At 73.9% G+C, this 13,966-nt stretch carries 10 protein-coding genes; 9 read left to right on the top strand and 1 reads right to left on the bottom strand.

Translation table 11 applies throughout. The features are described 5' to 3' along the window. The first annotated feature begins 4 nt into the window (after positions 1-4). The 5 genes from HUT12_RS27120 to HUT12_RS27100 all read left to right on the top strand — a co-directional run bounded on the left by HUT12_RS27120 (position 5) and on the right by HUT12_RS27100 (position 6,104). A complete protein-coding gene (locus tag HUT12_RS27120) occupies positions 5-706 on the top strand; it encodes a response regulator transcription factor (protein ID WP_131055002.1) in 702 nt (233 codons plus the stop codon). Continuing rightward, entirely contained in the window at positions 703-2,262 is a 1,560-nt protein-coding gene (locus HUT12_RS27115) for a HAMP domain-containing sensor histidine kinase (protein WP_131055001.1), read from the top strand. The genes HUT12_RS27120 and HUT12_RS27115 overlap by 4 nt, the downstream gene beginning before the upstream one ends. 62 nt (positions 2,263-2,324) lie before the next feature. Continuing rightward, positions 2,325-4,043, top strand: coding sequence for a trypsin-like peptidase domain-containing protein (locus HUT12_RS27110; protein ID WP_176095135.1), 1,719 nt, complete (start codon positions 2,325-2,327; stop codon positions 4,041-4,043). Positions 4,044-4,222: 179 nt separating this feature from the next. Beyond that, positions 4,223-4,894, top strand: a complete 672-nt coding sequence (locus HUT12_RS27105; RefSeq protein WP_176095134.1) for a BON domain-containing protein — start codon at positions 4,223-4,225, stop codon at positions 4,892-4,894. Between the two features lie 148 nt (positions 4,895-5,042). Continuing rightward, complete coding sequence (locus HUT12_RS27100) at positions 5,043-6,104, top strand: glycosyltransferase family 4 protein (RefSeq protein WP_131055004.1); 1,062 nt, start codon at positions 5,043-5,045, stop codon at positions 6,102-6,104. A gap of 237 nt (positions 6,105-6,341) precedes the next feature. On the opposite strand, the gene HUT12_RS33280 is transcribed toward HUT12_RS27100, so the two are convergent. Next, the gene (locus HUT12_RS33280; protein WP_176095133.1) at positions 6,342-7,931 is read right to left on the bottom strand and encodes a serine/threonine-protein kinase; all 1,590 of its coding nucleotides are present in this window, start codon (positions 7,929-7,931) and stop codon (positions 6,342-6,344) included. Between the two features lie 169 nt (positions 7,932-8,100). On the opposite strand from HUT12_RS33280, the gene HUT12_RS27090 reads away from it, so the two are divergent. From HUT12_RS27090 to HUT12_RS27075, 4 genes are read left to right on the top strand one after another with little or no spacing between them, the layout of a single operon-like run. Next, entirely contained in the window at positions 8,101-8,931 is an 831-nt protein-coding gene (locus HUT12_RS27090) for a patatin-like phospholipase family protein (RefSeq protein ID WP_131057051.1), read from the top strand. Further along, positions 8,931-9,947: a 1-acyl-sn-glycerol-3-phosphate acyltransferase gene (locus HUT12_RS27085; protein WP_176095132.1), complete on the top strand. Its 1,017-nt coding sequence runs from the start codon at positions 8,931-8,933 to the stop codon at positions 9,945-9,947. Before HUT12_RS27090 ends, HUT12_RS27085 begins: the two co-directional genes overlap by 1 nt. Positions 9,948-9,956: 9 nt before the next feature. Beyond that, positions 9,957-10,277: a divalent-cation tolerance protein CutA gene (gene cutA, locus HUT12_RS27080; RefSeq protein ID WP_131057047.1), complete on the top strand. Its 321-nt coding sequence runs from the start codon at positions 9,957-9,959 to the stop codon at positions 10,275-10,277. A 48-nt stretch (positions 10,278-10,325) separates the two neighbouring features. Next, positions 10,326-13,916 carry an SCO7613 C-terminal domain-containing membrane protein gene (locus HUT12_RS27075; protein WP_254876972.1) on the top strand — a complete coding sequence of 1,197 codons (3,591 nt, stop codon included), beginning with the start codon at positions 10,326-10,328 and terminating at the stop codon, positions 13,914-13,916. The last annotated feature ends 50 nt before the right edge of the window (positions 13,917-13,966 follow it).

Below are 13,966 nucleotides of genomic sequence, written 5' to 3'. Positions count from 1 at the left end.
CGGCATGGCGGCTACCCAGACCGAGGCCCGACTGCTCGTGGTCGAGGACGATCCCAACATCCTCGAACTGCTCTCCGCGAGCCTGCGGTTCGCCGGGTTCGACGTGGCCACCGCCACCAGCGGCAGCGCCGCGCTCAGCGCGGCCCGGGACCACCGGCCCGATCTGGTGGTGCTCGACGTGATGCTGCCGGACCTGGACGGCTTCGAGGTGATCCGGATGATGCGCGAGGGCGGCACCCGTACGCCGGTGGTCTTCCTCACCGCCCGGGACGCCACCGACGACAAGATCCGTGGGTTGACCCTCGGCGGCGACGACTATGTCACCAAGCCGTTCAGCCTGGAGGAGTTGACCGCCCGGATCCGGGCGGTACTGCGCCGCACCAGCACCGGCGAGCAGACGCCCGCCCGCCTCACCTTCGCCGACCTGGAGCTGGACGAGGAGACCCACGAGGTGTATCGGGCCGGTCAGCGGGTCCAGCTCTCGCCGACCGAGTTCAAGCTGCTGCGTTACCTGATGCTCAACGCCAACCGGGTGCTCTCCAAGGCGCAGATCCTCGACCACGTCTGGAACTACGACTTCCGGGGCGACGACAACATCGTCGAGTCCTACATCTCCTACCTGCGGCGCAAGGTCGACACCATCGAGCCCCGGCTCATCCACACCCTGCGGGGGGTCGGGTACGTACTCCGCAAGCCGGCGGCGTGAATCCGGTCCAGCAGGGCAAGACCCGACTCCGCTCGGTACCGCTGCGGGTCAAGCTCGTCGCGGCCGTACTCGCGTTGGTCGCGGCTGCGCTGCTGGTTATCGCCTCGCTGACCACGATCTTCCTCCGCAGCTACCTGGTCGGGCAGATCGACACACAGTTGCGAGGCTCGGGCCAGACGCTCGGTCCACTGGTCCCCCTGATGAAGACCGGCCGGGTGGGAGCGATGCTGCCCAGCGACTACTTCGTGGTGCTGGCGAACCCGGAACTCGGCCTCACCCGGCCGTACTACGACGACAACACCTTCGGTCCGCAGCAGTTGCCGCGCGTCCCCGACGACGTGCAGGGTTTCTCCGAGCGGGTGGGGGAGCCAAGGACCGTGACGTCGTGGGACGGGCACACCCGGTGGCGGATGTACTACGTCGAGGTGTCCGACGGCGAGGTGTTGGCGATCGGGCAGCACCTCACCGAGGTCGAGGCGGCGGTCAAGCGGCTCATCCTGATCGACATGCTGGTCGGTGGGGCGGTGCTGATCCTGCTCGCCTCGGTCGGCGCGGCCATCGTGCGGACCAGCCTGAAACCGTTGGTGGAGATCGAACGTACCGCCGCCGCGATCGCCGGGGGTGATCTCAGCCGCCGGGTGCCCGACCCCGAGTACGGGCAGCCCTGTCCCACCTCGGAGCTGGGTCGGCTGTCCCGTGCGTTGAACGCGATGCTCAGCCAGATCGAGATGGCCTTCACCGCCCGCGCGGCGTCCGAGTTCGCGGCCCGCTCCGCCGAGAGCGCCGCCCGGGAGGCGGCGGAGGCGGCCCGTGCCTCCGAGGCGCGCTCCCGGCGCTCGGAGGAGCGGATGCGCCAGTTCGTCGCGGACGCCTCGCACGAGCTGCGGACCCCGCTGACCACCATCCGGGGCTTCGCCGAGCTGTACCGGCAGGGTGCGGCCCGCGCCCCCGAGCAGACCTCCGACCTGCTGCGTCGGATCGAGGACGAGGCGTCCCGGATGGGTCTGCTGGTGGAGGACCTGCTGCTGCTGGCCCGGCTGGACCTGGAGCGGCCGTTGTCGCTCGCCCCGGTGGAACTGCCCGTGCTGGCCGCCGACGCGGTGGAGGCGGCCCGGGCGACCGCGCCGGACCGGCGGATCGAGCTGGAGATCCAGTCGGGTTCCGGGCCGTTGGTGGTGCGCGGCGACGACGCCCGGCTGCGGCAGGTGATCGGCAACCTGATGACGAACGCGCTGCGGCACACCCCATCGGAGGCGTCGGTGACGCTGCGGCTGCGCGCCGAACCCGGCGACCTGGCGGTGATCGAGGTCGCCGACACCGGGCCGGGGCTCACCGGCGAGCAGGCGGAACGGGTCTTCGAACGCTTCTACCGGGCGGACGCCTCGCGGACCCGACGCAGTGGGTCGTACACCGGTACCGGCCTGGGCCTGGCCATCGTCGCGGCGCTGGTGTCGGTGCACCAGGGCACCGTGGAGGTGACCGACACACCGGGTGGGGGTGCCACCTTCCGGATCCGGCTGCCGTTGGCGCCCGCCACGGACATCGATGACGAATGATTTTCAGCGAACGCTCAGGCCCGGCTAAGGCGGAACGCAGTGCGATGGGTAAAGGTAGAGGCATGAGCGAGTACGAGTCCGACCCGCGCCGGCCGGCACCGACCGACGCCGAGCCGTCGCATCCCGAGCTGTCCCGTGCCGAGTACGCGCGGACCGACTCTCCTGGCATTCCGGCCTCCGGCGGCGGTGCCGACCGGACCGCCGAGGCGCCGACCGTCCCGGTGCGGGCGGTCGACGCGCCGGGCACCCGTGGGCAGGACAACGAGCCCACGATGACCGGCCTACCCACCGCCGGCTCGGCTCCGCCGGCCTCCGGTCGACCCACCTGGTCGCCGTCGGGTGGGCAACCGCACCAGCCCGGCCAGCCGGTCTCCGCCCAGCCCGGCTACGGCAGCCCTGCCGGCTACGGCGCCCCGTCCGGCTACGCCGCGCAGTCTGGTTACGGCAGCCAGTCCGGTTACGGCGCGCAGTCCGGCTACGGCGCCCAGCCGGGCCAGTCCGGCTACGGCGGCCAGTCCGGTCAGTCCGGGTACGGGGGCCAGCCCGGTCAGCCCGGTCAGTCCGGCTACCCCCAGTCCGGTGCCGGCTACTCCGGCGCGTCCTGGTACCCGAGCCAGTCGAGCTGGAGCGGCGGCACCCAGAGCGGCGGCTCCGGGCATTCGGGTTACCCGGGTCAGCCGGGGGCACCCGGCGGCTACCCGGGCCAGCCCGCCCCGTGGGGACCGGCCCCGTCCCAGGGGTCCAAGCCGGGGCGGGTCGCCAAGTTCATCGGCGCCGGTGTCGCGGTCTTCGTGCTGATGCTCGGCAGCGGTGTGGCCGGCGGGTCGCTCGCGCTGATGCTGAACGACGGCGGCAGCGGGAACCGCACGTTCTCCGCCGCGCCGGTGATCGACGGTGCCGACCTGCCGCGGATCGCCGCTTCCGTGCAGGACAGCGTGGTGTCGATCAGCACCGACAGCGGCGGGGGCTCCGGGGTGGTGCTGAGCGCCGACGGTTTCGTGCTGACCAACAACCACGTGATCGCCAACGGCGGCGACAACGTCCGGGTGATCTTCGCGAACGGCACCACCGCACGGGCCGAGATCGTCGGCACCGACCCGAAGACCGACCTGGCGGTGCTGAAGGCGAACGGGGTCACGAACCTCCAGGCCGCCACGTTCGGCGACAGCGACGCCATGCAGGTCGGCGACACGGTGCTCGCGTTGGGCAGCCCGCTCGGCCTCCAGGGCTCGGTGACGGCGGGCATCCTCAGCGCCCGGGACCGCACCATCCAGGCCGGCAGCGGACAGCCCGGCCAGTCGGCCAGCTCGATCTCCGGGCTGTTGCAGACCGACGCGCCGATCAACCCCGGTAACTCCGGCGGTGCGCTGGTCAACACGCGGGGCGAGGTGATCGGCATCAACACCGCCATCGCCACCTCCGGGCAGGGCTCCAGCGGCAACATCGGCGTGGGCTTCGCGATCCCCAGCAACAAGGCCAAGGACGTCACGGACAAGCTGCGACGCGGCGAGAAGATCAGCCACCCGTCGCTCGGGGTGAGTGTGAACGCTGCGCCCGGCGGCGGTGCGATGGTCGGTTCCCTGCTTCCGGGCGGTGCCGCCGAGCGGGCCGGCCTGCAACTGGGCGATGTGATCATCCGCTTCGGCGACAAGCGGATCAACGACTCCACCGACCTGGTCGGGGCCGTGCAGGCCGGCAAGGTCGGTGACCAGGTCGAGGTGGCCTACGTGCGGAACAGCGCCGAGGCGACGGTGACCGTGACGCTCGCCGAGGCGTCCTGACGCACGGATCTGCTTCCTCCCTCCGGGGCGGTGGGTGGCGCGGCCAAGGGGGTTGGTCGCGGCACCCACCGCCCCTCTTCGTGGTCCCGGGACGGGTCACCCGCAGCAGGTGACCCGCGCTCACCCGGTATTCGGGCAGGCTCAGCGCTGCGGGAGCAGGTCAGGCGGATGGGGGACCCATGACCACGGCAGCGACGGCCCGGACCGACGACCGGGTCCAGCGGGACGTACTGGACGAGCTCGACTGGGATCCGCGGGTACGCGGAACCGACATCGGGGTCACCGTGCACGACGGGGTGGTGACGCTGACCGGTGCGGTGGACGGTGCGGCCCGCAGGTGGGCGGCGGTCGGCGCGGCCCGACGGATACGCGGCGTCCGCGCGATAGCCGACGAGATCGAGGTGCGTCCCGCCGGGCCGGACGGGATCACCGACGGCGAACTGGCGATCGCGGCCGCCCGGGCGTTGGAGTGGAACAGTTTCGTGCCGGCCGAACGCCTGGACGTCACCGTCGCCGCCGGTTGGCTGATGCTGCGCGGCGAGGTGGAGTTCGGGTGGCAACGGCGTACCGCCGAGCGGGAGTTGCGCCGGCTGCGGGGCGTACGCGGGGTGACGAACCTGGTCGGGGTGCGGTCCGCCGCCCCGCCCGACGGCGACCGGGTACGCCGCGACGTGCAACGTGCCCTGCTGCGCGGTATCGGCACGGAACGGGTGACCGTGCAGGTCAGCGGCGACACGGTGACCCTGACCGGGGTGGTGCGGTCCTGGTGGGAACGCGACCAGGCGGAACGGATGGCCTGGTCGGCCGAGGGGGTGTCGGTGGTACGCGACGAACTGATCGTGGGCGGCTGAGCCGCGATGTGGTGTCCCGTTTGCCGGCGGCGGCACCGGGAAACCGCTTCGATCCCCGGCCGCCGTACCGGGGATCGGGGCCAGCGGAGACGGACGGGGAGGGCTCGTGGCCGACAACGTTCCCTGGGAACGCCCACTACGGATCGCGATGGTGGTGCCACCCTGGCTGTCCGTGCCCCCGCCCGGCTACGGCGGGTTGGAGCAGGTGGTGGCGGGCCTGGTGGACGCCCTGGTCGACCGGGGACACGCGGTGACCCTGATGGGCGCCGGTGCGGCGCACGGCACCGCGGGCGACTTCCTCGCCACCCTCGACGAGTTGCAGTACGACCGGCTCGGCGAGTCACTGCCCGAACTGGCCCATCTGGCCCGGGTGAACCATCTGCTCAGCGCGGCCGACTTCGACGTCGTGCACGACCACACCACGATCGGTCCGCTGGTCGCCGGACGTCGCGCGGTGCCCACCGTGGCGACCGTGCACGGCAACCCGGTGGGCGAGTACGGCACCGTGCTCAGCGACACCGACCAGGGCGTCGGTCTGGTCGCCATCTCGCATGCCCAACGGCGGCTGAACCCGCGACTGCCCTGGGTCGGCACCGTGCACAACGCGATGGAGGTCGGCGGGTTCCCGCGTAAGACCGCAGCCGGTGACGGGCCGGTGCTGTGGCTCGCCCGTTTCAGTCCGGACAAGGGGCCGGACCTGGCCATCCGTGCCTGCCGGGAGGCCGGCCTGGCGTTGGTGCTGGCCGGCAAGTGCAGCGAGCCGGCGGAGCAGCGGTACTTCGACGAGGTCGTCCGACCGCTGCTCGGCCCGGACGTCACGGTGGTCCGCGACGCCGACCGGGAGGTCGCGCTGCGGCTGCTGGTCGAGGCGTCCTGCCTCATCATGCCGATCCAGTGGGAGGAGCCCTTCGGCATCGTCATGCTGGAGGCGATGGCCACCGGCACGCCGGTGGTGGCGTTGCGCCGGGGCGCGGTGCCGGAGCTGGTCCGGCCCGGGGTGACCGGGTTGATCTGCGAGCGTCCGGAGGAGTTGCCGGCGGCGTTGCGCGAGGCACCCCGCCTCGACCCGGCGGACTGCGTGGCGCACGTGGCCCGGACCTTCTCGGTGGAGCGGATGGCGGCCGGCTACGAGGAGGTGTACCGCCGGTTCCTGGCGGCGGCCACCCCACGGTCCGCGACACGGGAACCGGCTCGGGTGACCCGCGCCTAGGGCCTGTGTCGAAGTCCCTGGCCGGCCTGCGGCGGGCCCAGGCGACGACCGGCCGCGTTGGGAATTGGTCCGGATACAACACCGGTATCCGGACCAATTCCCGCCTTGCCGGACCGCAGCCTGGACTCCGCCTCGGCTCGACCGAGGACTTCGACACAGGCCCTAGACCCGTGACGGCATGGACCCCCTGCGTGGCCTGGACCTGCGCGGCGCCGAGCGGCGCGGACCCCGTGCGGCCTAGACCTGCGCGGCGCCGAGCGCGGTGATCGCCGCGTCCAGTTGCCGGGCGTACGCCGGGCTCAGCCCCTCCTCGCGCAGCCGGGTGGCGACCTTCTCGCGGAGCCGGGCGACCTCGGGCCCCAGTTCACCGTCGCCCTGGGCCACCGCCCGGGTGAGGTTGCGTAGTTCGTTGCGCAGGTCGAGGGCGACGTCGTCGCGGATGCCGCCGTCGGCGAGACCGGCGCCGATCACCCGGTCGAGCCGGTTCGCGGCCTCGACCAGGGTGTCCGGTCGGCTCGCCCGGGTGGGCGCGGCGCTGGTCGGGGGCGGCGCGGCCGAGGTGATCGGCGGTGCCACGGGTGGTTGCGCGCTGGCGGTGTCGTCCGGCGCGGTCGGCCCGGCCGACGCGCTCGGCTGGGGCGTGGGCAGCGCCGCAGGGGGCTCGTCGCCCTCCGGCAGCAGTGCCGGGACCAGCAGCGCCGCCCCGATCACCAGGATCGCTGCCGGGACCAGGACCGCCGGTCGCAGCAGCCGTCGGCGTCGTTCGGTCGGGGCGTCGTCGCCGGGGGAGCGCGTTCCCGGCTGGTGGCCGCCGGGCGTGGGTTCCCCGGCCGCCGTGGCCGTCGTCGGGGCACCGGCCGCTCCGCTGGCGCCGGGAACGACCGGCCCGACGATGGTGCTGTGGGCCGGACCGACGGCGGCGGTGGCGCGGGTCGACGTCAGCGCGGGGAGCGTGACGGTGGGGGAGAGCATGGTGGTGGCCTGTGGGTCGGCCGGGAGCATCTGGTCCCGCAGCACGGTGGCCACCTGGCGGGCGGTGGGACGGTCGGCCGGGTCGCGGGACAGGCACCGCAGGCAGACCTGGGCCACCGTCGGGGGAAGCCCCGGCACACCGTCCAGGGTAGGCGGTGCCCCCTCGGCCAGCGCGAGGCTGAGTTCCTCCCAGGTGTCCGCCGGGTACGGCACCCGGCCGGTGAGCATCTCGTGGATCAGCACCCCGAGCGAATAGACGTCGGTGGCGGGCTGGGTCGGCGCGCCGTCCAGCCGTTCCGGAGCCACGTACGCCGGGGTACCGAAGGTGCCGCCGTCCTCGTCGTCGTCGGGGGCGCCGATGCGGGTGGCGATGCCGAAGTCCAGCACCTTGGCGCCGACCTGCGTCATCATCACGTTGGCGGTGGTGACGTCGCGGTGCACGATGCCGAGCCGGTGCGCGGCGGCGAGCGCGTCCGCGACCTGCGCGCCGATCTCCACCGCCTCGGTCCACGGCAGCGGCCCCTCGGTGAGCCGGAACTCCAACTCCTCGCCGGTGAGCAGCTCCATCACCACGAACGACGTGATGGAGCCGTCCGGCGACACGGTCTCGCCGTAGTCGTGCACCGACGTCACGTGCGGGTGCACGAGCGCGGCGGCGGCGCGGGCCTCCTCGCGCACCATGTCGCGGAACCGGGCGTCGGCGGCCAGCGACGGGGCGAGCACCTTGAGTGCGACCACCCGGTCGAGCACCTCGTCGTGGGACCGCCAGATCACCGACATGCCACCGGCACCGATCTGGTCGATCAGCCGGTAACGGGTGGCCAGCAACCGGCCGGGCTGCAGTGCTGGCTTCACGGATCGCACCTGCCCTCATAGGTGGGAGCGGTATCAGGTTGCGCGAATGTTGCCGCCCTGTCAACGGTCGGTCGGGCAGCCCGTACCGGTTCGGACACGTTGCGTACGCAGGGGGGCCTGCTGTGCCGGGGTGAACGGGGTACGGCACGGACGTGCCAGGATGAACGGCATGGCTCGGGGACCGGTGGCGTTCGTGCTCGGGGGCGGTGGCGTCCTCGGCGCGGTCGAGGTGGGCATGCTGCGGGCCCTGTTCCGCGCCGGGATCCGCCCGGACATGGTGCTCGGCACGTCTATCGGCGCTGTCAACGGCGCACTCGTGGCGGCCGATCCGACCGAGGCGGTGACCGACCGGCTCGTCCGCCTCTGGGCGTCCCCCGAGGCCAGTGAGGTGTACGGCGACTCGGTGGCCCGGCAACTGCGGCGCTTCGCGGCGCGTACCCACCTGCACTCGCCCCGACCGTTGCGCAAGCTGCTGGAGAGCGAGCTGGGTGCGGAGACCACCTTCGCCGACCTCCAGGTCCCGTTCCGCTGCTGCGCCGCGAACATCGAGCGGGCCGCCGAGCACTGGTTCGTCAGCGGGGCGGTGGTGCCCGCCGTGCTCGCCTCCGCGTCGGTGCCGGGGCTGCTGCCGCCGGCCCGGATCGGCGACCAGCACTACGTCGACGGCGGCATCGTCAACTCGATCCCGATCGGCGAGGCGGTGGTGGCCGGCGCGGGCCGGATCTTCGTCCTCCAGGTGGGACGGATCGAACGGGCGCTGGCGCCGCCCCGGCGGCCCTGGGAGATCGCCCAGGTGGCCTTCGAGATCGCCCGCCGGCACCGGTTCGCCCGGGAGATGGCGGCCCTGCCCGACGGGGTCGAGGTGCACGTGTTGCCGACCGGCGGGCTGGAACCGCGCGACGACACCCCGTGGGCGTACCGGGACATGGCGGCGGTGGGGCGGCGGATCAGCCGCGCGTACTCGGCCTCCCGGCACTACCTGGCGAATCTGGAGCGTTGATGCCGCTACCGCACCGGTGGATCCGCCGTCTGCTGCTGGCGCCGGGAATGGTGCTGCTGGTGCTCCTGCTGGTGACCACCGTGCCGGTGTGGGCCGTGCTGGCCCTGGCCGTGTCCCCGTTCGTGCCGGGACGGCTGCGCCCACTGCGGGTGCTCTGGATCGGCTTCTGCTATCTCCTCTGGGACGCGGCGGCGCTGCTCTGTCTCTTCGGGCTCTGGGTCGCCTCCGGCTTCGGCTGGCGGGTCGGCTCGCCGGCTTTCCAGCGCGCCCACTACGTGTTGGCCGGCTGGTTCCTGCGGGTGCTGTTCTGGCAGGCGAAGTGGACGCTGCGGCTGACCATCGACGTGGTCGGCACCGACCCGGACACCGCGTTGCCCGGCCGTCCCGAGCTGGTGGTCTGCCGGCACGCCGGTCCGGGCGACTCGTTCATCCTGATCCACGCGTTGGTGAACTGGTTCCAGCGGGAGCCGCGCATCGTCCTCAAGGACTCCCTCCAGTGGGACCCGGCGATCGACGTGCTGCTCAACCGGTTGCCGAGCCGGTTCATCGCGCCGGGGCGCGACGGCCGGGGCTCGCTCACCGACCAGATCGGGCACCTCGCCGTCGGTCTGGACGACGACGACGCCTTCGTGATCTTCCCCGAGGGCGGCAACTTCACCCCGAAGCGGCGGTTGCGGGCCATCGCCCGGCTGCGGGACCGGGGGCACGAGCGGATGGCGGTCAAGGCCGAGGCGATGCAGCACGTCCTCGCCCCGCAGCCCGGCGGCCTGTTGGCGGCGCTGGACGCGGCGCCGGACGCCGGAGTGATCTTCGTGGCGCACACCGGGCTGGACCGGATGCTCACCGTCGCCGACGTGTGGCGCGAACTGCCGATGGACAAGCGGCTGGTGATGCGGTTCTGGTCGGTGCCGCCGGAGGAAATCCCGACCGGCCGGCAGGAGCGCATCGACTGGCTGTACGAGTGGTGGAGTCGGATAGACGAGTGGATCGCGGCCAATCGTGACGACGCCGCGTAGGGTTCCGGGATGGACCAGATCAGCGTGGTGACGACGGTGGTGGACGCGCGGTCGGTCGCCGATCTGCTGGCCGCCGCCGCGGTGGCCGGTCGACTGGCGGCTTGTGCCCAGGTCGGTGGCCAGGTGGAGAGCACCTACTGGTGGCGTTCCGGGGTGGAGACCAGCACCGAGTGGTCGTTGCAGTTCAAGACCGCACCGGACCGGGTCGACGCGCTGGTGGAGCAGATCCGCGCCAGCCACCCGTACGAGGTGCCGGAGATCCTGGTCAGCCGGGTGGACTGCGGCGACCCGGCGTACGCGACCTGGGTGTTCGAGCACACCCGGGCCTGAGTACCCGCACTCTGGTGCTGGTGGGGGTCGCCCGTCAAGGATGACCTGGTGGACAACGGCTACCCCTGCCCGGCCTGCGGCGCACCGGCGACTCTGAGTTCCGGGTGCACCGGTTGCGGTCGCCCGCCGCACGCCGCCGCCGCCGAGGTGATCCGGCTCGACCGGGAGATCGTCGTGCTCGGCGGCGAGGTGCAACGGGCCCGTCAGGCGTTCGAGGGGTTGACCGGCCGGTTGTCGGCGGTCCGTCGGCGTCGGGCCGAGCTGGCCGCCGCCGTACGCGCCGAGTTCCCGGCGGGTCCGGTGGCGGGTCGGCCGGGGGTGCCGGTCGCCGCGACGGCCGCTCCGGCCGCGCCGGTCCCCGGCGCACCCCGGGCCCCGATCCCCGGCGGCCCGCTGCCGGTCGGCCCGGTTCCTGGCGGCCCGGTTCCCGGCAGGCCGGTGCCGCAGGGGCAGATGCCCGGTGGATCGGTCCCCGGCGGACCGCAGCCTCAGGTGCCCGGCGCGGGGTGGACGCCGGTGCCGGCGATGGCGGCTGCGAACGCCGCCGGACCGGGCGGGGCGGAGGCCTCCACCAAGACGGTGCAGAATCTGCTCTTCGTCCTCGGCGGCCTGTTGCTCGGCACGGCCGCGACGGTGTTCACCGCCGTCGCCTGGGCGTCGGTCGGGGTGCCCGGCCGGGCGTTGATCCTGCTGGCGATCACCGCGCTGATGCTCACCGTGCCGTTCGTCGCCCGCTGGCGTCGGCTGTACAGCACCGCCGAGACGTTCGCCGCTGTCGGCCTGCTGCTGGTGGTGCTCGACGGGTACGCCGCCTGGACGGTGGACCTGTTCGGGGTCTCCAGTTGGCCGGGCAGCCGGTACGCGGGGCTGGTCGCGGTGGTCGCGACCGGGGTGGCCGCCGGGTACGCCCTGATCAGCCGACTGACCGTGCCGTGGTTCGCGGCGCTGCTCGCCGCGCAGCCGGTGGTGCCGCTGCTCGCCGCCGAGACCCGGCCGGGCGCGGCGGGATGGGCGGTGGCCTTCGTCGGGGTGGCACTGGTGGACCTGGCCGTGATCGTCGCGCTACGGCGCCGGACCGTCGTCGCGGGCGAGGGGGCCACGACGACTCCGGGGCCGAGGTTCGCCGGTCAGATGGCGGCCTGGGTCGGGTACGCCGTGGCGGTGCTGTTCGCCGCCGGGTGTGCCCTGGCGCCGCTGCTGGTCGGCGAGGCGGGCGGCAGCACGGTGCTGGCCGGCGGGCCGATGCTGCTGGTGGCGCTCACCCTGCTCGGGGCGTCGTTGTGGGCCGGTGGCCCGACCGGGCGGGCTTTGGCCGGCGCGTTCCTGGTGCCGGTGCTGGCCGGCGCGGTGCTCCGGCCCATCGCCGAGGTGGAGCCGTCGGTGTGGCTGCTGGCGGGGGGCCTGCTCGCGGTGGCGCTGGTCGGCGCGCTGGGGCTGCTGCCGGCCTCCTGGCGGCCCGGTCCCCGGGCGGGCACCATGCTGGTGGTCGCCGGGGTGGGGTTGCTGGTCACGTTGACGACCCTGGTGACGGCCGCGATGGCGGTGGGCAGGTCGGTGCCGCCGTGGCGGGGGGCTGCGGCGGGAGAGACGTTCGACCTGGGCTGGCAGCTCGCCGTGACGGTCGCCCTGGTCGCGGTCGCGGTGGGGTGGCTGCTGCCCCGGACGGCCCGTCCGGCGGTCGCGGCGGTGGGCGTCGGTCTGGCCGCGCTGGCCGTGCCGCTGTCCTGGGCCGCGCCGTGGCCGGCGCTGGTCGCCCTCGACCTGCCGGTGGGGGCGGCGCTGGTGCTCGTCGCGGTGGCCCGCCCGGCGACGCGGAGTGTGCTTCCGGTGGCGGCGGCGCTGACCGGCGTCGCGCTGCTCGGGCACGGTCTGCTGGTGGGGTTGGCCGCACCGGCCGGAGCCGGTGCGGCCTGCGCGGTGATCCTGGCCGTCGGCGTCGGCGCGGCCGTGCTGGGCCGGCGCGGCAGTGTGGTGCAGCGTGCCGTCGGTGGCGTCGGTGCCGCCCTGGCGGTGCTGGTGGTGCCGGCCGGCGCGGCGATCGCGCTGATCGGTGCCGGCGCAACCCCGTGGTGGCAGGCACGGGCGGCCCTGGCCGCTCTCGCCCTGCCGGTGGTCGTGTTGCTCGTCGTCCGCCGACTCTGGTCGGACCTGCACCCGTACGCCTCGGCGGGTCTCGCCGTGGCGGCCCTGTTGACCGGCCTCGCGCCGTTGACGGTGCCGGCCGACGAGCGGCTGGCGGTCTATGCGGCGGTCGCGGCGCTGCTGCTCGCCGTCTCCGTGGTCCGGTCCCGCCCGCCGATTCCGGCGCTGGTGGCCGGGGTGTGGCTGGCCGTGGCGGCGGTCCTGGCGGCGCTCCCGGTGACCGTGGTCGCGCTGGTCGCCCCGTACGGCCCGCCGCCCGTCCCGTGGTCCGGCGTGCCGTCGACGGTGGCCGCCCCGGGCGCGTTGCCGGTCGGCGTGGCGCTGACCGTGCTGGCCCTGGCGGCGGCACTGGCCACCTGGCCGGCGCACCGGGCCGGTCGGGGCCGGACGGTCGCGGTGCTGCTGCCGTTCGTGGCCGCCGCCGGGCCGGTGCTGCTGGTGGCCGCCGCCGCACCCTGGCCGCTGGTGCCGGCGACGGCGCTGCTCGGCGGGGTGGCCGCGTTGCTGGTCACCGCGTTGCGCGGTCGGTCCGGCGCGCTGCTCGGTGCCGGCCTGCCCGTCGGTCTGGTGCTGACCGGTGCCGGGCTGCTCAACCTCCAGGCCACCCGGGCGGGCACGCTGGCCGGTCTGGGCCTGCTCGTGGTGGCGGCGACGGTGGTCGGGGTGGCCGCCCGGACGGTCGCGGTACGCCTGGTCGGCTGGTTGGTCGCGATCGCGGCGGCGACCGGTCTCGCGATCACCTCCCCGCTGGCCGGTGGGCTGCCGCTGCGGGTGGCCGGGTTCACGGTGCTCGGTGTCGCGGTGCTGGTCCTCGCGTTGGCCGTCGCCCTGTCGGCGGTCCGCTCGGTGCTGGACGTCACCGCGCAGGCGGTGGCGCTGGTCGCGGTGCTGCTGACCGTCGGCTCCGGCCGGTACGCCGCGACGATCTGCGTGCTCTGGGGAGTGGCGGTCGGGGTACGGCTGCTGCGCCGGGGCGAGTCGACCGGACGACGGTGGGTCTTCGCCACGGTGGCCGGTGGCAGCGAACTCCTCGCCATCTGGCTGCTGCTGCGCTCCGGCGAGGTGCGGGTGGTCGAGGCGTACACGGTGCCGGCGGCGGTGCTGGCGCTCGTGTTCGGTGCGGTGGCGATGCGTACCCGGCCGGGGTTGAAGAGCTGGCTCGCCCTCGGCCCGGGCCTGGTCGCGCTGCTGCTGCCCAGTCTGGGAACCCTGCTGTTCGACGCCGACGACCAGCCGTGGCGCCGTCTGCTGCTCGGTGTCGCCGCGCTGGCCGTCACGCTGCTCGGGGCGGTCCGCCGCTGGCAGGCGCCGGTGGTGCTCGGCGGGTTGACCCTCGCCCGGCTCGCCCTGCACGAGGCGGGACGCAGCTGGGACCTGCTGCCCCGGTGGGTCTTCCTGGCCGTCGCCGGGTTGGCGCTGATCGGTCTCGCGGCCACCTACGAACGCCGCCGTCGCGACCTGGGTCGTCTCCGTGACGCCATGGGCCGGATGAGCTGATCGATGGCGCAGCCGCTGGTCGCGTCGCCGTCGGACGGCACAGGTAGGGT

Source organism: Verrucosispora sp. NA02020 (genome assembly GCF_013364215.1).
In the GTDB taxonomy this organism is placed as follows: domain Bacteria; phylum Actinomycetota; class Actinomycetes; order Mycobacteriales; family Micromonosporaceae; genus Micromonospora.
The sequence above is the reverse complement of the archived record's forward strand: the minus strand, read 5'-3'. Positions and strand labels throughout refer to the sequence as shown.